This is a genomic window from Marinobacter sp. B-21, from assembly GCF_056857895.1.
Genome location: NZ_JBSXNZ010000087.1, coordinates 57,289 through 73,591 on the forward strand (window position 1 = coordinate 57,289; position 16,303 = coordinate 73,591).

Consider the following 16,303-nt stretch of genomic DNA (forward strand, 5'->3'; position numbering starts at 1 on the left):
TAGTGCACCATTCAGTCAGACCCGGAAGCGGGACACGTTCTTATTCAGCGTTGTTCCAATGCTCTCAATCTGGCCGCTGTAAACATCGTTCTCACTGGCAGCGGCAGCGGCTTCCTGGCCCTGGTCAGCAATACGGGTGACCGAGGAGTTCAGCTCTTCCGTCACCGAGGTCTGCTGCTCAGAGGCGGTGGCGATCTGGGACGTCATCTGGCTGATGGAAGTAATGGCCTCGGCAATTCGATTCAGTGCCTCCATTGCGTCCTGGGCTTTTTCCATACTGACGTTGGAAACCGCAGTTGATGCCTTCATGACCTCCACGGCATCATTGGCACCCTTCTGCAGGCGCTCGATCATGTTACTGATTTCCTCGGTGCTGGTCTGGGTGCGCTGGGCCAGGTTACGAACTTCATCGGCAACCACCGCAAAACCGCGCCCTGCCTCACCGGCCCGAGCCGCCTCAATGGCTGCGTTCAGGGCCAGCAGGTTGGTTTGCGCAGCAATGCCCTGAATCACGTCCAGCACCGTGGTGATGGAGCTCACATCCTTGCCAAGGGTATCGATCACCTCCGCAGCGGCGTTAATTTCTTTCGACAGCTTCTGAACGGCGTCCCGGGAGGCCGCGACTGTCTCCAGCGACGCACGGCTGTCACTGTCAGCTGTGTTTGCGGCATCTGCGGTCTGTTGGGCGTTCCGGGCTATTTCTCCGGCCGCAGCGGACATTTCATTGATTGCGGTTGCCACCATATCAATCTCGGCCTGTTGGCTGTCAACGCTGGCGCGGCTGGCGCTGGCAGTGTCTCTCAGAGACCTGACATTGCCGCCAAGCTCGGCACTGCCCTTCTGAACATCCCGGACCACGGTCTGGATGTTCTCAACGAACCGGTTAAAGCTTTTCGCTAACTGGCCAAACTCGTCTTTGGCACTGTCGTCCAGACGCTGGGTCAGGTCCGCATCGCCGCTGCCGATATCCGCCATGGCATTATTCAGGCGGCGAACCGGAGCCATAAGAACCTTGATACCAAGGTGCAGAACGACCAGAGAGACGATCAGGCCAATAGCAGCCATGACCAGGCCTGTCATCCGGGCACTCTGTACCGGCGCATTGATCTTGTCGTCATTGACAAAGGTACCCAGGTACCAGTTCACGCCCCGGGCTTCACTGATGGGGTGGAAGCTGGCGTTCCAGGTGCCTTCGTCATTCTCATAAACAACGGCATTGCCGCCCAGGTCCGGTTTGCCACCAATCAATCCACTGATATTTTGGCCGACCAGTTCCTGGCGGGGATGGAACAGAACCGTGCCCTGTTCGTTGATCACCGCAGCGTAGCCGGTGTCTGCCAGGGTAACCGTAGACAGCGTTTTGGCGATCGCTCCCAGGCCAATATCCGCACCGGCCACGCCTTCATACTCTCCACGTTTAACCGGCGCGAGCGTTGAAATGATCATGTCGCCGGTTCCCGCGTCCTGGTATGGCTTGGTAAAAGAAGCTCTGCCAAGACTCACGGCTTTCTTAAACCAGGGCCGCTGCCTTGGATCGAAATCCGCCGGCAGGGTCGCGTCGGCTTCAGGCGTTTGCATAAGCATGTAGCCGTCTGTCCGGCCCACGTAAGCATCCCTGAACCCGCCACCGCTCCTGATCATCTGCAGAACAAGCCGGGCCTGATCATCATCCTGAACACTTTCCAGCGCTTTTGCCGTGGCTTCGGTCATCGTCAGGCGGGTATTGAGCCACTCGGCAATACTCGACGTACTCTGCTTTACCGTGTCGTCGATCAATGCGTCGACATAGGTTTCCGTGGTGCTCTGCAGTCGTACATCGCCTGAGAGCGTGAACGCTGCCATGACCAGCAGCAGCAAAACACCGAAAGCCGTCAGGAGCTTCTGTTCGAAAGTCAGTTGCACATTCACTTCCTCGGTCAAAAAGGTGGGGGTTTGGAAAAGCGCCGGATACTACACCCGGCAGAAATTTATATCCGTTAAATCTTGTTTCGGCCCACCATGCGAAGTCTTTAACGGCTTCTGATAAACTTTCACAGTATTGACGGGTTCCAGCCCTTTGTCCTTTTTTTCAAATTAAACGGGAGCCGAACTGAATGGCCCATGAAGAACTGCATCTTAACCTCCGGAATCTGAAGCTTGAGGACTATGGCCAGCTTCAGCAACTGATGGACCGGGTCTACGATGACATCGGGGGCGCCTGGCCCAAGGAAACCATTAAGGCACTGGTAGAACAGTTCCCGGATGGGCAGATCTGTATTGAGGAAAGCGGGCAACTGGTGGCGGTAGCGCTGACTGTACTCGTGAAGTACGAACGGTTCAGTAACCCCCACACCTACGACGACCTGATCCTCCGAAACGAAAAAATCTGGCATAACGCTAATGGCGATTCGCTGTACGGGCTGGATGTGTTCATTCACCCGGAATACCGCGGTTATCGCCTGGGCCGTCGGCTCTACGAAGCCCGCAAAGAGCTCTGCCGTTCCATGAACCTGCGGGCGATTCTCGCAGGCGGGCGTATCCCGAACTATTTCAAGTACGCCGAGCAATACTCACCGGAAGAATACATTCAGCGGGTGGACCGCAAGGAAATCTACGATCCGATCCTGAGCTTTCAGCTCTCGAACGATTTCCAGGTTACCCGGCTGATGCACAAATACCTGCCGGAGGACGAAAAATCCCTCGGCTACGCCACGCTGCTGGAGTGGCGGAATATTCTGTATACCCCGCCCTCGTCGATTCTGAACGTTAAAAAGACCCAGGTTCGCCTGGGCGCCGTTCAGTGGCAGATGCGTGAATTTACCTCCGTGGAGGAAGTGCTGAAACAGGTTGAGTACTTCGTTGACGCGCTGTCTGATTACAAGAGCGACTTCGCCCTGTTCCCGGAATTTTTTAACGCGCCGCTGATGGGCCTGACTGACCAGATGGACCAGACCCGGGCCATTCGTTTCCTGGCCGGGTTTACCCAGCAGTTCCGGGAAGAAATGTCGGAAATGGCAGTGAGTTACAACATAAACATCATCACCGGCTCCATGCCGCTGATTGAAAACGACCGGGTGTACAACGTCTCATACCTGTGCCACCGTGATGGCCGGGTAGACGAGCAGCGCAAGATCCACATCACGCCCCACGAGCGCCGTGACTGGGTCATCGAGGGTGGCAACGAGTTCAAGGTGTTCGAAACCGACGCCGGCCGGGTCGCCATCATGATCTGCTACGACATCGAGTTTCCGGAGCTTGGCCGTATGGCAGCCGCCCAGGATGTGGACATTATCCTCGTGCCCTTCTGGACGGATACCAAGAACGGTTATCTGCGCGTTCGTCACTGTGCCCAGGCCCGGGCAATCGAAAACGAGTGTTATGTCGTCATCACCGGCAGCGTCGGTAACCTGCCGAAAGTTGAGAACCTGGACGTCCAGTATGCCCAGTCCTCCGTATTCTCGCCGTCTGACTTTGCCTTCCCCCACGATGCGGTGATGGCGGAGACAACGCCGAATACCGAGATGATCATGTTCTCTGACATGGATCTGGAAAAGCTGATGCTGGTGCGTAACGAGGGATCCGTTACCAATCTGAAAGACCGCCGTGTTGATATGTACGAACAGAAAAACAAGTGATTTGGCCCGGGCAGCCAGGCCAGGCTGTTGAAAAACTGCCTTAGGGGGCCATCGTATGGCACTGATGGCGTTGCAAAACCAAAAGTCAGTGTCTATTGTTTAATCAATATCCAACCTGTCTCCCAATGAGGTAGGTTGCTGTGGATACGGAAATCACCAGAGAACCTGAATTCATGAATGAAGCATTGCCGGATCTTGTCGCCCATTTCAAAGTCAGGCAGGGCCTTTTCAAAAAGGAACTTGTCGAAGCCTCCCTGTATGAACTGGACGGCTACGGGTGTGTTATAAAAACCGACAGGGTATTCAACCCGGGCGATACCCTGGTGCTGGATCTGGTTATGGATATGCCCTTTGACAAGATCCGTGCCGAAGGAATGTCTGGCCTGGTGACCGAGCGCAGAAAGCATTGCAGCAATTTCTTTTATTCCATCGATTTCGTGGAATTCGACTCCAACGGAAACTCTTCCCCGGCTGAGAAACTTCGCAGGATCCGGGAAGTGCTTTCCAAAAAGCAGTCGCTCAGATCACGTCGTTCCTCAGGCTCCGTACCCGGTTTCCGGCAAATGGCCTGATTCAGATTGTTTGTTGAAACCCGTCCAGAAGGAGACATTTCATGGCGAAAAAAGCCAAACAGAACGTTGATAAAATCGTCAAGAAAGTGAATAAGGAGTTCGAAAAAACCTCTTCCCAGATCGAAGGCCTTGTTAACGATGCGTTGAAGCAGTTCGACAGCCTGCAGAATCAGGTTCAGGAGCCGGTGCGCAAACTGCTCAAGGAAATCGACGAGCTGCGTGACCGAGAGATGAAGCGGTTCCATGAGGAGTTCGAGCGTCGCCTGAACGAATTCCACGAGCTGCAGAGCAGCATTCTGGAGCGGCTCGGTGTCGCCTCTAAAGAGGCGGGCGCCGAGGTGAAGAAGCTGACCGATGAAGTCAGCCGGGAAGCCAGCACCGCAGCCAAGAAAGCCGCGCCGAAAAAAGCCACCAAGGCACCTGCCAAGAAGCCCGCTGACAAAAAACCTGCTGCCAGAAAAGCACCTGCCGCCAGGGCCACGAAGCCGGTGGACAGGAGCGATCTCACCCAGGTCAAAGGCATCGGGCCGGCAACCGCGAAAAAGATGAAGGATGCGGGCATCACTTCGATCGATCAGATTGCCAACCCTTCGGAGGCAGATCAGGAAAAGCTGAAGGCCTTCTCAAACATCAAGGGATACAGCCAGCTGACCGCTGAAGCCAAAAAAGTTAACTGATGCGAACGCCTGACCAGCCTGTTTTACGGGACATAGTCCTGATTGGCGGCGGGCACAGCCACGTCGGGGTACTGAAGCGGTTCGCCATGAACCCGGTCCCCGGCGTGCGTCTTACGCTCATCTGCCGGGATACCCACACACCCTACTCCGGCATGCTGCCCGGTTACATAGCGGGCCATTACAGCTATGACGATGTCCACATCGACCTGAGTCGACTGGCGGAATACGCGGGAGCCCGTTTCTACCGGGCCGAGGCCATCGGCATCAACCGTGATCGAAAGCGGGTTATCTGCCGCGGCCGCCCGGATGTGCCTTACGACATTCTCTCCATCAATATCGGTTCGTCTCCCCGGGTCAATGACGTGGAAGGTGCTTCAGACCATGCGGTTCCGGTGAAGCCGATTACCGGTTTCAACAACCGCTGGCTCGCCCTGCTCTGCCGCATTGAAAACCACGAAGGGCCGCTTACCGTGGCCGTGGTTGGTGCCGGTGCCGGTGGTGTTGAACTGACTCTGGCCATGCAGTTCCGCCTCAAGAACGAGCTGAAACAGCGGGGCAAGGACCCAGCGCAACTGCATTTTCACCTCTTTGATGCTGCTGACGAACTTCTTCCTACCCACAACCCGAAGGTTCGTGAGGTATTCCGGAAAACGCTGTCTGAGCGTGGTGTGAAAGTTCATCTCGGAGCGCCGGTGAGCAAGGTTCAGCAAGGTCTGCTGGTCACCGAATCCGGTGAAACCCTGCAAACCGACGAGGTACTCTGGGTAACCCGGGCCGGAGGTCCGGAGTGGCTGAAGGAAACGGGCCTGGCCCTGGACGACGGCCTTTTCCTCCGGGTTCGAGACACCCTGCAGGTCGAGAACGACGACAGCATTTTTGCCGCTGGCGATATCGCCAACGTAACCAACCATCCCCGGGAGAAAGCGGGTGTGTTTGCGGTGCGGCAAGGCCCCCCCCTGGCGGACAACCTCAAACGGCTGGCAACCGGCAAAGACCCGAGGGACTTCTACCCGCAGCAGAAGTGGCTGGCACTGATCAGCACCGGTAACAAGTATGCGGTGGCATCCCGTGGCGATATGCGGTTTGATGGCCGCTGGGTTTGGCGCTGGAAAGACTGGATCGACCGCCGGTTCATGAAAAAATTCAACGACTTGCCTCCCATGGAGGATGAATCGAAACTACCGGATACGGCTGCCGCCCAAAACTCTGAGGAAGCCTCCCAGGCCATTTCTGCCGTGTCCATGCGCTGTGGCGGTTGTGGCGCCAAGGTAGGCAGTACCGTTCTTTCCCGGGCCCTGGGCGAACTCAGGCCCATTGAACGGGACGACATCCTTATCGGCCTTCACGCCCCGGATGATGCGGCGGTTCTGAAGGTACCGCCGGGTAAAGCGGTGGTTCATACCGTGGACTTCTTCCGCGCCTTTATTGACGACCCCTACGTATTTGGCAAGGTTGCCGCCAACCATAGCCTCGGCGATGTCTTTGCCATGGGCGCCGAAGCCCAGAGTGCCACGGCAGTGGCCACCGTGCCTTACGGTATTGAATCCAAGGTTGAAGACGTGGTGTACCAGATGATGTCTGGTGCGGTGGAAGTGCTGAACGAAGCCGGCTGTGCCCTGGTGGGCGGCCATACCGGCGAAGGCAAGGAGCTGGCACTGGGCTTTGCGGTAAACGGCCTGATCGACCCGGAAGACGTGATGAGCAAAGGAGGATTGGAAGCCGGAGACACGCTGATTCTCACCAAACCCATCGGCACCGGAACGCTCTTTGCCGCCCACGCCAGGCTGGCTGCCAAAGGCCGCTGGATCGACTCTGCCCTCGCCTCCATGGTTCAGTCCAGCAAGGCCGCAGCGGATTGTCTGAGAAAGTTTGGTTCCAAAGCCTGCACGGATGTGACCGGATTTGGTTTGCTCGGGCACCTGGTGGAGATGACCAGACCGTCCGGAGTAGATGCGGAGCTGGACCTGTCCGCCATTCCGGTATTGCCGGGTGCTGAGGAAACCGCAGCCGCGGGCATTCTGAGTTCGCTGCAGCCGGCCAATATCCGGTTGCGGCGCGGTATCCGGGATCAGGAGAAGTGGGTAAATCATCCCCGCTATCCGCTGATTTTCGATCCCCAGACGGCCGGCGGCCTGCTCGCCGGCGTCGCTGCCGACAAGGCAGAGGAATGTGTCCGGGAGCTGAAAACGTTGGGCTATCCCCACGCCGCCATCATTGGCCGCGTCACGGCTCAGGACGAAACCGGTCCCATAGAGCCTGTCTCCCTTCGGGATTAAACCCTCTCTGAGCAGCGCTGCACCGCCAGGGTCAGCGCCTGCTCCAGAGATGCCTGCTCCTTTTCCGGTACAAAACGCCCGGCCAGTTGGCTGACCTGCTCTTTCAGGGCTGCCAGAAATTCCGGATGCTGTTCGGCCCGGTAAAGCAGGTCTGCCAGGGTCCGCTCATCCTTCACGGGAAAATAACCGGGATATTCCTTGCCAAGCAATCCGATATTACCGGGGATGCCTGAGGCAATCACCGGCAGACCGGCCCTGCAGGCTTCCGAGACAACATTGGCACCGCCCTCCATCACGGAACTGATCACCATCAGCTGACTGTTTGCCATCAGTTGCCGGATTTCATCCTGCTCCAGTTCGCCCAGCCAGCGGAAGCGTGGGTTCTGCTCCATTTCCCGCTCGGCCATCCTCTGCCACTCCCCGTTGTGGGGCTTACCAGCGCAGAGAACCCGGATCGATGAATCGTCTGGCAGCAACCTCGCTGCATACGCAGCCCGTAGGGAGTCCTTTTCCTCTCTCAGGTGGCCAATTACACACACGCCGAACCCTGCATTCGCCTGGGTTGGTTGCGGTGAAGGATAGGTTTCAGACCCCTCCGCTGACTGGCAGAGGGTGACCAGTTTGGTGGCGAACCCAGCGGGAATGTCGTTTGCCACCAGCGCATGCAGCCCGATCAGCGCATCTGCTTCCGTGATGGAATACAGCGTGTCCTGCGGAAACTCATGCTGGTGCCGGTAGATATCGGTTCCGGTAAGCGCGACAATTAAGGGCTTTCCCGGGCGGGTTTCCCGAAACTGGCGTATCGCCTGAACGCTGCGCCAGGCATGCAATGCCACGAAGGCATCACAGGGCTCCCCCCGGTATTCCGTAACCACAGAGACCCTGTGCCCGACATTTCCCAGTAGGGATTTCCATCGCTCTGCCGTAGCCCGGTTGCCAGCTTTTGACCCAGGTTCTGCTGGCGTAATTATAATTATCTTCATGGCACTCGCTTGGGATTGAATAAGTGAAAAATAAGGCGCCGGTCCCTGAGCCAATTAATCCTGGAAATCGTATAGCTGTTCAGAGTTAACGTAAATCAAGGTATCCTGCGGGACACTAGGAATCGCTGATTTCCCTCGTTGCAAATCCCAACGTGGTAAACCCAAACTGCCTGGCTATTCAAGGAACTTCCATGGCTCTTAATGTTATACGGAAATTGATGATTTCCAGCCTTTTCTGTTTCACCGCAGTATCGGCGTCCGCTGAAACCTTTGTGTTTACAGCCATACCCGATGAGGATGAAACCAAACTGGTAGAGCGCTTCAAAGGTGTTGCGGATTACCTCTCCGGTGAACTGGATGTTGAGGTCCGCTACATCCCCGTTAAATCGTACGCCGCCGCGGTTTCCGCGTTCCGCAATAATCAGGTTCAACTGGCCTGGTTTGGCGGGCTGTCCGGTGTTCAGGCGCGTCGCCTGGTGCCGGGCTCCGAGGCGATTGCCCAGGGCGTGGAAGATGAAGCGTTTGAAACCTACTTCATTGCCAACACCAGCACCGGTATAGAGCCTGCGGATGAACTTTCCGCGCTGGAAGATGAACTTCGGGGCAAAACCTTCACCTTTGGTTCCAAGGGCTCTACATCCGGCCGCCTGATGCCTGAATTCTATATCCGTGACGTGTTTGGTGCCCAGCCGGCAGACTTCTTCTCCCGCGTTGGCTTTAGTGGCAACCACACCCGTACCCTGCGTCTCGTCGAAGCCGGTACCTACGAAGTGGGCGCCCTGAACTTTCAGGTTTGGGAAAAAGAACTGGCCGACGGCAACATCGACACCGACGCGGTTAAGGTCATCTGGACCACGCCTGCCTACCCGGACTATCAGTGGACCATTCGCGGTGACGTCGACGAGCGTTTCGGCGACGGTTTCAAGCAGCGCGTCACCGAAGCTCTTCTCAACCTGGACGATCACAAACTGCTTGAGAGCTTTCCCCGCTCCGGTTTTATTCCTGCATCGAACGACGATTACGAGCCTGTTCGCAAGACTGCGGAAGAGATTGGGATCCTCGATTGATGTCAGGCTTTGACCTAACGGGCCTCACGGCCTCTTTCGGTGGTGAGCGGGTTATTGGCCCGCTCTCACTGAGGGTTCAACAGGGTGAAAAGGTCGCTCTGGTTGGCAAGAGCGGTGCCGGTAAGTCCACACTCATGCGCTTGATTCACGAACGGGTTGATCGCGAGTCCTCCCTGGTACCCCAGGATCTGGGCCTGGTGAATGCACTGCCGGTATTCCATAACGTGTTTATGGGCCAGCTCGACAAACATTCTGCCTGGTACAGTACGGTTACCCTGATACGCCCGTTTTTCCGGGACCGCGATAAGGTTCGCGAGATTCTACAAGCGCTGGGCATGTCGGAAAAACTCTGGATGCCGACCGCTTCGCTCTCCGGAGGCCAACGTCAGCGGGTTGCCATTGCCCGTGCTCTTTATCGTAATGCGCCGGTGTTGCTTGCTGACGAGCCAATTTCCGCACTCGACGGCCCCATGGCTCATCTGGTAATGCAGCTACTCAGGCAACGATTCGCCACAAGTGTGATAGCCCTCCACGATGTCGAAATGGCCCTGAAATACTGCAACCGGATCGTCGGAATCCAGGACGGACAGGTGGCCCTGGATGAAGCCAGTGACCACCTGAAGGCAGCCGACATCATGTCTCTCTACTAGGGAAACGGCCAGTTACATGCTTTCTTCGCCAACGGTTCGCACCAGCCTGATCTTCCTTGGCATCGCCCTGGTCGGACTGCTGTTTGCTGACATCGCCATTACGGCATCGAATCCCTGGCGGGACCTCGGCAACTTCTTTCTTGGCGTGATCACTCCGAATTTCTTCAGCAGCGAAGGCTTGATGACCGCGCTGCTGAGAACCGTTGCCTTTGCCTTTGTGGGGGTGGCGTTGGGTAGCGCTTGCGGATTTTTACTGTCGCTGGTCTACCACTTGCTGCCTGTCCGGATATTCTGTGCCTTTATCCGGGCCATCCACGAGCTTTTCTGGGCGCTCATTTTTCTTCAGTTTTTTGGATTTCACCCCCTTACCGGGGTGCTGGCGATAGCCATTCCCTACTCAGGGATTTTTGCCAAGGTCTATTCCGAGATCCTGGATGAGGCGGACCCGGAACCCGGCCGTCTGCTGCCGCCGCGCACCGGGGTTATCGCGGCGTTTCTCTACACCCGGATTCCCGATTGCTGGGTGCAGTTGCGGACCTACACCGCCTACCGCCTGGAATGCGGCCTTCGTTCCAGCGCCATTCTCGGGTTCGTTGGCTTGCCCACGCTCGGCTTCTACCTGGAATCTTCCTTCTCCCAGGGGCTCTACTCCGATGCCGGGGCAATGCTGATCCTGTTTTACGTGTTGATTGCAACGATGCCCCTGTGGGTGAAACCAAAGCTCTTGCCGGTTTATGTTCTCGGTGCTCCATTCTTTCTGGGCGAAGGGCTGCCGATTGTCTGGGGCAATATGGAACGCTTTTTCACTAAGGACATCGTCCCCAGCCCGCTGCGGGATGGCGAGGGGCTGGCAGGCCTGCTCCCCTGGCTGAGCGACCTGATGATTAACGAGGCCCTGCCCGGCATCTGGAATACCCTGGTACTTACCCAGATCGCCCTTGTGGCTACCGGAATACTGACCCTTCTGGCTTTCCCGTTGATCTCCAATCATTTCGGCGGCCCGGTCCGGCGTACCTCCGGACATGTTTTCCTGGTGATTGCGCGTTCCACGCCGGAATACATCCTGGCCTATATTCTCCTGCAGCTCTGGGGACCGTCCATGCTGCCAGCAGTGGTGGCACTGGCGCTTCATAACGGCGGCATCATCGGCCACCTGATTGGCCGGCAGACCAACTCCATACACCTGCGCCCGGACGCGCCCACCGGTTTCAACCGTTACAGCTGGGAACTGGTTCCGCGGGTCTACCGGTCCTTCCTTGCGTTTCTTTTCTACCGGTGGGAAATCATCATGCGGGAAACCGCCATTCTCGGCATTCTTGGTATCTACACGCTGGGCTTCTATGTCGACAGTGCCATCCAGAACATCCGGTTTGATCGGGCCATGATCCTGATCCTGATCACCGCCCTTCTGAACATCGGCATTGATGCCCTGGGCCGTTACATTCGCAGGAAACTGGCCCTGCAGACCATGCCAACCTGCTGATCGGCCTGCTTTTCACGGAATGCCCGCTGCGATCCCTGTCACAGTTCCGTCATTTGAGTCAATTCTGAGCCAGGATATGGCGACAGGTTGGCGGTATTGGTCAGATACATACCGTTACAATGTAATCACCTTTTGCAACATTCCGGGTTCTGGTGACCATGGTTGACGGGTTGATTCTTCTTACTCAGGTGGGGCTGCTGGCGCTGCTTCTTTTACTGGCTTTCCGGATGTCGGCGCTGGTGCGCGCGGAACCCGTTAATTGCACGTCTCCTGTCTATGTCAGTGAGCCCCGCACCGCTGCCCGGGGAAGTTTCGGGCAGCATTCGTCCAGACCTGTTTCAGATCGGGCCCGGCTGATCACCCAGTTGCATATCCTTGCCGGCTTGCAGGAGCGGGATTGCAGGGTGAACGGCTTGGAACTGCCTGCGGCACCGGAAGTGGTGCGGGCGTATGCCGCGGCGTGGTTGTACGGTGCCGGATGCGCACTCAGCGAAAAATCCACCCGCCATTCCGGGGCGCTGGCCCGCGTGGTCGCCCAGATCGCCAGCCGTAAGACCGGCATCCCGCAACAGGAAGCCCTCCAGGCAATAAGCACATTAACCGGAAGCACCGTACTGCTGGCCTGCTTCCGGGCAGGGCTGGAAGGCGCGGAATTCTGGCGGGAAAGTCAGTACGTGCCGCCGGCGTCGAGCCTTTACGAGGCCATTACCGCCAACGCGTTTATCTAGCGGCCTGTCTCGGAGTGGTTTCAAGCACCCAGTCAGTGCCCAGGGCAACCGGTTCTGCGTGGTCCTGTTCGTCTGCCCGGGTACCGGTAATCTCTGGGTGTGTGAACCCGCCATCATCGGTATTGGCCATGCTGTCCACATCCACCGACCGCACCACGTAGGTGACGCCGCCGGCCAGCACTTTCGCCCGGTGGGTCAACCCGAAGACAAAACGGCAATAATCGAGTTTCAGTTGGATCAGATCCTGCTCGGCCTTGCGGATTTTCCTCAGCAGTACCTTCTGAACACTATCTCCGTAATCCATCACGTGCCCCCTGACATTGGCAATTTCGCCATTTTACACAATCCCGACCGCTTGTCAGCCAACCGATTCCCGGTTTGCGGCTCTCAGCGTGACTGGGCCTGAAATACCAGCTTTAGCGGAATATCACCGATCGGCTCCTGGCCCTGCTGCAGATCAATACGCCAGGTCATGGCGGAGTCCATAGTGCAGAAAGGCGCGGTAAAGCGTGCGGAATATTTGTTTTCAATGCGGTTGCCCAGAGGCACCGGATACTCCCCCATGTACATGGATTCGCCTCTCAGAACCGCCAGAAACCGCTCAGGTCGCTGCGGGGTGGTTACTGTGAGCTGGTATTCAATACCCGGCTCACCCTCCCCGGTTAATGTATCCAGAGTGGCCTCCCACTTGCCAGCGGGCGTCGTCCACTGGCAGGGCGCAGCGAGAAGATTGCACTCGGCCATGGGTTGGCCGCTCCCGCTTTGGTTAACGGCATCCCCCAGCATTCGCGGGCCGAAGACCACGGCAGCAATCAAACCCACGATCAATCCCACAACTGCTATTGCGCGTACCATAACCGCACCCTGAATTAACCAGCACGGTATTATGGTGGTTTCTCCTGCCAAGGCAAAGGTTTCTAAACTGGCGCCAGTCATGAGAAAATACGGCGCCTTCAATTGACCCATTCTGACCACAGGACACGCCCGTGCAGCCGGATATTTCCGTTAAGCACCTAAGCAAGGTTTATGATGACGGCTTCCAGGCCCTGAAAGACATCAACCTGGACATCAAGCGTGGCGAGATCTTCGCCCTGCTCGGCCCCAATGGCGCCGGCAAAACCACGCTGATCAGTATCATCTGCGGCATCGTCAACCTCTCTTCCGGCCAAGTACAAGCCGCCGGTTACGACATCGTCAAAGACTACCGCAAGGCCCGGGAAACCATTGGCCTGGTACCCCAGGAGCTGAATACCGATTCCTTCGAGACCGTCTGGAGCGCGGTGTCTTTCAGCCGTGGCCTGTTCGGCAAGCCACCGAAGCCGGCACACATCGAGAAGGTGCTGAAAGACCTGTCCCTGTGGGACAAACGCAACAATCGGATCATGTCCCTCTCGGGCGGCATGAAGCGCCGGGTGATGATTGCCAAGGCCCTGTCCCACGAGCCGCAGATCCTGTTCCTGGATGAGCCCACCGCCGGCGTTGACGTGGAATTGCGCCGGGACATGTGGGAAATGGTCCGCAAGCTCCGGGAAAACGGCGTCACCATCATCCTCACCACCCATTACATCGAAGAGGCCGAGGAAATGGCGGACCGCATCGGTGTGATCCGGGGTGGTGAGATCATCCTGGTGGAAGACAAAGCCCAGCTGATGACCAAACTGGGCAAAAAGGAACTCCGGCTCCAACTGCAGCAGAAGCTGGACAAGATGCCCGGCGAACTCATGCTGGAGCCCGTGGAACTGTCGGACGACGGTTACGAGCTGGTTTACACCTTCGATTCCCAGCAGGAACAAGCCGGCGTGGCCCGGCTGCTTCGCACACTCGGCGACCTTGGTATCGAGTACCGGGATCTGCAAACCCGGGAAAGTTCCCTCGAAGAGATTTTTGTCGGCCTGGTGCATGAATAAGCCCGCCGACCCATTGGAGAAAGGCATGAACCTTTACGGTATCCGCGCAATCTACAATTTTGAAATGGCCCGCATGAAGCGCACGGTGATGCAGAGCGTGCTTTCACCGGTGATCTCCACCTCCCTGTACTTTGTCGTTTTCGGCTCGGCCATTGGCTCACGCATGGGCGACATCAACAACATCGCCTACGGTGCCTATATCATTCCCGGCCTGGTGATGCTGTCCCTGCTGATGCAGAGCATTTCCAACGCCTCCTTCGGCATCTACATGCCCAAGTTCTCCGGCACCATCTATGAGGTGCTCTCGGCGCCGGTGTCCTACGTGGAAGTGGTGCTTGGCTACGTGGGTGCTGCGGCCACCAAGTCAGTCATCCTGGGGCTGATTATTCTGGCAACGGCGAAATTCTTTGTGGATTACGACGTGCTGCACCCCTTCTGGATGGTCTCCTTCCTGGTGCTCACCTCAATCACCTTCAGCCTGTTTGGATTCATCATCGGCATCTGGGCGGACGGGTTCGAGAAACTGCAGATTGTACCCATGATGATCGTAACGCCGCTGGTGTTCCTTGGCGGTACCTTTTACTCCATCGATATGCTGCCGGAAACCTGGCAAACCATCAGCCTGTTCAATCCTGTGGTATACCTGATCAGTGGCTTCCGCTGGGCGTTCTATGGCGTGTCCGACGTCCATGTGGGCATCAGCGTAGGCATGACCCTCGTGTTCCTGACCGCGTGCATGACAGGCATCTGGTGGATTTTCAAAACCGGCTACCGGTTGCGCTCGTGAACCCGGGAATCAGCCTGTTCCGCACGCTGAAGTACTGGGCGATACTTGCAGCCGGTCCCGCAGTGTATGGCTGCTCCCTGGGCGTAGCCGCGCCCCAGGAGGGCCTGCCGGTCATTGATGCTTGCTTTGTCTCAGAGGCAGGCTCCGTGCCCGTCCAACTGGAAGTGGCCAGCACCGCGGAACAGCGGCGAAAAGGATTGATGGGTCGAACCTCCCTGGCGCCCGATGCCGGCATGCTCTTCGAGTACCGGGAACCCAGAGACGCCGGTCACGGCTTCTGGATGTACAACACCCTGATTCCGCTGGACATCGCGTACCTGAACCGGGACGGGGTGATTGGCAGTATCCGCCAGATGGTGCCCTGCGTTTCAGCCAGTGGTTCCAGGTGCCCCAGCTACCCGGCCGGCGTGCCTTTCATCAAGGCAGTGGAGATGAACGCCGGGTTCTTCCGGAAACACCAGCTCCGGCAAGGTGATCGCCTGAACCTGAGAACGGAGAATTGCCCGGCACGTTAGCCGGGCAGGCCTCAGCTGTCCTTCCAGTCCGGCTTGCGTTTGTCCAGGAACGCACAGATACCTTCCTGGGCATCGTTCGCCATCATATTGTCCGCCATCACCTGAGAGGTGTACTCGTAGGCCTCGGCCAGTGGCATTTCCAACTGCCGGTAGAACGCCTCCTTGCCGATCTTCAGGGTATGGCCCGATTTTCCGGCAATGGTGCGGGCCAGCTTGTAGACGGCTTCATCCAAAATCTGCTCATCCACCACCTGGTTCACCAGCCCCAGGCGCTCTGCCTTCGGCGCGCTGATCAGCTCACCGGTCAGCAGCATTTCCATCGCATGCTTGCGCGACACATTCCGCGACAGCGCTACCATCGGCGTTGAACAGAACAGCCCGATATTCACCCCGGGCGTGGCAAACCGCGCGGTATCCGCCGCCACCGCAAGATCACAACTGGCCACCAGCTGACAGCCCGCCGCTGTTGCAACGCCCGCCACCCGGGCAATCACCGGCCGGGGCAGATTCACGATCTGCTGCATTACCTTGCTGCACTGGTTAAACAGTGCCAGCTGAAACTCGTGGCTATCGAACTGTTCCCGGACTTCCCGAAGATCGTGCCCGGCGCAGAACACGTTGCCATGGGCCGCCAGAACCACAACCCGGGTTTCAGAATCCGAGGCGATGGTCTCCAGCTCTTCGGACAATGCCTCCAGCATGGCCATCGAAAGGCTGTTTTTCTTACCGGGCTGGTTCAGCGTGAGTGTGGTAATGCCGTTTTCGCTGTACTTGTGGACCAGCGGTTCCGATTGTTCTGTCATGACTGCTCTCCTGTTCGAGCCCATATACGTGGCAGAGGCGGTCCGGAAGTTGTTCCCAAAATCGTGCGGAGCCAAGCGTACAGGGAAGTATTTACAGCGTATTTTGGGAACAACTTCCGACCGCCTTCTCCGAAGTCCAGGTTCCAGTATTGCCGAGACCGGCTATACTGTCGAAGCGACTTTTGTAGGGTCCACAGTTTTTCGGCTACAGGGTTGTTACAGGCCGCCGCTGCCCATAAAG

16 protein-coding genes are annotated in these 16,303 nt (G+C 57.3%); 11 read left to right on the forward strand and 5 right to left on the reverse strand.

All coding sequences use genetic code 11. The features are described 5' to 3' along the window. Positions 1–15: 15 nt before the first annotated feature. The gene (locus AC13C0_RS17725) at positions 16–1,902 is read right to left on the reverse strand and encodes a methyl-accepting chemotaxis protein (protein ID WP_482954806.1); all 1,887 of its coding nucleotides are present in this window, start codon (positions 1,900–1,902) and stop codon (positions 16–18) included. A 191-nt stretch (positions 1,903–2,093) separates the two neighbouring features. On the opposite strand from AC13C0_RS17725, the gene AC13C0_RS17730 reads away from it, so the two are divergent. From AC13C0_RS17730 to selD, 4 genes are all read left to right on the forward strand, one after another. Beyond that, entirely contained in the window at positions 2,094–3,614 is a 1,521-nt protein-coding gene (locus tag AC13C0_RS17730; RefSeq protein WP_482954807.1) for a GNAT family N-acetyltransferase, read from the forward strand. Between the two features lie 173 nt (positions 3,615–3,787). Further along, the gene (locus tag AC13C0_RS17735) at positions 3,788–4,186 is read left to right on the forward strand and encodes a hypothetical protein (protein ID WP_482954808.1); all 399 of its coding nucleotides are present in this window, start codon (positions 3,788–3,790) and stop codon (positions 4,184–4,186) included. A gap of 41 nt (positions 4,187–4,227) precedes the next feature. Continuing rightward, a complete protein-coding gene (locus AC13C0_RS17740; protein ID WP_482954809.1) occupies positions 4,228–4,863 on the forward strand; it encodes a helix-hairpin-helix domain-containing protein in 636 nt (211 codons plus the stop codon). Continuing rightward, complete coding sequence (gene selD, locus AC13C0_RS17745) at positions 4,863–7,139, forward strand: selenide, water dikinase SelD (RefSeq protein ID WP_482954810.1); 2,277 nt, start codon at positions 4,863–4,865, stop codon at positions 7,137–7,139. Before AC13C0_RS17740 ends, selD begins: the two co-directional genes overlap by 1 nt. Here selD and senB read toward each other — a convergent pair. Beyond that, on the reverse strand, positions 7,136–8,122 hold the full coding sequence (senB, locus tag AC13C0_RS17750; RefSeq protein WP_482954811.1) for a selenoneine biosynthesis selenosugar synthase SenB: 987 nt from the start codon (positions 8,120–8,122) through the stop codon (positions 7,136–7,138). The genes selD and senB overlap by 4 nt on opposite strands. Positions 8,123–8,313: 191 nt before the next feature. Between senB and AC13C0_RS17755 the strand changes: the two genes are divergently transcribed. The 4 genes from AC13C0_RS17755 to AC13C0_RS17770 all read left to right on the forward strand — a co-directional run bounded on the left by AC13C0_RS17755 (position 8,314) and on the right by AC13C0_RS17770 (position 12,050). Next, on the forward strand, positions 8,314–9,189 hold the full coding sequence (locus AC13C0_RS17755; protein ID WP_482954812.1) for a putative selenate ABC transporter substrate-binding protein: 876 nt from the start codon (positions 8,314–8,316) through the stop codon (positions 9,187–9,189). Continuing rightward, positions 9,189–9,839: a phosphonate ABC transporter ATP-binding protein gene (locus tag AC13C0_RS17760; protein WP_117617146.1), complete on the forward strand. Its 651-nt coding sequence runs from the start codon at positions 9,189–9,191 to the stop codon at positions 9,837–9,839. Before AC13C0_RS17755 ends, AC13C0_RS17760 begins: the two co-directional genes overlap by 1 nt. Positions 9,840–9,855: 16 nt before the next feature. After that, positions 9,856–11,322 (forward strand): PhnE/PtxC family ABC transporter permease, encoded by a 1,467-nt coding sequence (locus tag AC13C0_RS17765; RefSeq protein ID WP_482954813.1) that lies wholly within the window; start codon positions 9,856–9,858, stop codon positions 11,320–11,322. Positions 11,323–11,480: 158 nt separating this feature from the next. Continuing rightward, positions 11,481–12,050, forward strand: coding sequence for a hypothetical protein (locus AC13C0_RS17770; protein ID WP_117617148.1), 570 nt, complete (start codon positions 11,481–11,483; stop codon positions 12,048–12,050). Here the strand turns inward: AC13C0_RS17770 and AC13C0_RS17775 are convergent. Together AC13C0_RS17775 and AC13C0_RS17780 are read right to left on the reverse strand one after the other, a co-directional pair. Beyond that, on the reverse strand, positions 12,043–12,354 hold the full coding sequence (locus AC13C0_RS17775; protein ID WP_482954814.1) for a hypothetical protein: 312 nt from the start codon (positions 12,352–12,354) through the stop codon (positions 12,043–12,045). The two genes, AC13C0_RS17770 and AC13C0_RS17775, sit on opposite strands and share 8 nt — an antisense overlap. A gap of 83 nt (positions 12,355–12,437) precedes the next feature. Continuing rightward, entirely contained in the window at positions 12,438–12,872 is a 435-nt protein-coding gene (locus tag AC13C0_RS17780; protein ID WP_482954815.1) for a hypothetical protein, read from the reverse strand. Between the two features lie 164 nt (positions 12,873–13,036). Between AC13C0_RS17780 and AC13C0_RS17785 the strand changes: the two genes are divergently transcribed. The 3 genes from AC13C0_RS17785 to AC13C0_RS17795 are packed head-to-tail and all read left to right on the forward strand — an operon-like array spanning position 13,037 to position 15,259. After that, on the forward strand, positions 13,037–13,957 hold the full coding sequence (locus AC13C0_RS17785) for an ABC transporter ATP-binding protein (RefSeq protein WP_117617150.1): 921 nt from the start codon (positions 13,037–13,039) through the stop codon (positions 13,955–13,957). 25 nt (positions 13,958–13,982) lie between these two features. Further along, positions 13,983–14,744 (forward strand): ABC transporter permease, encoded by a 762-nt coding sequence (locus AC13C0_RS17790; protein ID WP_117620244.1) that lies wholly within the window; start codon positions 13,983–13,985, stop codon positions 14,742–14,744. Continuing rightward, positions 14,741–15,259, forward strand: a complete 519-nt coding sequence (locus AC13C0_RS17795; protein ID WP_482954816.1) for a DUF192 domain-containing protein — start codon at positions 14,741–14,743, stop codon at positions 15,257–15,259. Before AC13C0_RS17790 ends, AC13C0_RS17795 begins: the two co-directional genes overlap by 4 nt. Positions 15,260–15,270: 11 nt before the next feature. On the opposite strand, the gene AC13C0_RS17800 is transcribed toward AC13C0_RS17795, so the two are convergent. Continuing rightward, the gene (locus AC13C0_RS17800) at positions 15,271–16,062 is read right to left on the reverse strand and encodes an enoyl-CoA hydratase (RefSeq protein ID WP_117617151.1); all 792 of its coding nucleotides are present in this window, start codon (positions 16,060–16,062) and stop codon (positions 15,271–15,273) included. Positions 16,063–16,303 lie beyond the last annotated feature (241 nt).

What these genes read in the sequence shown, in the direction of transcription:
- selD (WP_482954810.1), top strand. Translation starts at nt 4,863, where the DNA reads ATGCGAACGCCTGACCAGCCTGTTTTACGGGACATAGTCCTGATTGGC.
- AC13C0_RS17770 (WP_117617148.1), top strand. Translation starts at nt 11,481, where the DNA reads ATGGTTGACGGGTTGATTCTTCTTACTCAGGTGGGGCTGCTGGCGCTG.
- AC13C0_RS17740 (WP_482954809.1), top strand. Translation starts at nt 4,228, where the DNA reads ATGGCGAAAAAAGCCAAACAGAACGTTGATAAAATCGTCAAGAAAGTG.
- AC13C0_RS17800 (WP_117617151.1), bottom strand. Translation starts at nt 16,062, where the DNA reads ATGACAGAACAATCGGAACCGCTGGTCCACAAGTACAGCGAAAACGGC.
- AC13C0_RS17775 (WP_482954814.1), bottom strand. Translation starts at nt 12,354, where the DNA reads ATGGATTACGGAGATAGTGTTCAGAAGGTACTGCTGAGGAAAATCCGC.
- AC13C0_RS17735 (WP_482954808.1), top strand. Translation starts at nt 3,788, where the DNA reads ATGAATGAAGCATTGCCGGATCTTGTCGCCCATTTCAAAGTCAGGCAG.
- AC13C0_RS17790 (WP_117620244.1), top strand. Translation starts at nt 13,983, where the DNA reads ATGAACCTTTACGGTATCCGCGCAATCTACAATTTTGAAATGGCCCGC.
- AC13C0_RS17765 (WP_482954813.1), top strand. Translation starts at nt 9,856, where the DNA reads ATGCTTTCTTCGCCAACGGTTCGCACCAGCCTGATCTTCCTTGGCATC.
- senB (WP_482954811.1), bottom strand. Translation starts at nt 8,122, where the DNA reads ATGAAGATAATTATAATTACGCCAGCAGAACCTGGGTCAAAAGCTGGC.
- AC13C0_RS17760 (WP_117617146.1), top strand. Translation starts at nt 9,189, where the DNA reads ATGTCAGGCTTTGACCTAACGGGCCTCACGGCCTCTTTCGGTGGTGAG.
- AC13C0_RS17755 (WP_482954812.1), top strand. Translation starts at nt 8,314, where the DNA reads ATGGCTCTTAATGTTATACGGAAATTGATGATTTCCAGCCTTTTCTGT.
- AC13C0_RS17730 (WP_482954807.1), top strand. Translation starts at nt 2,094, where the DNA reads ATGGCCCATGAAGAACTGCATCTTAACCTCCGGAATCTGAAGCTTGAG.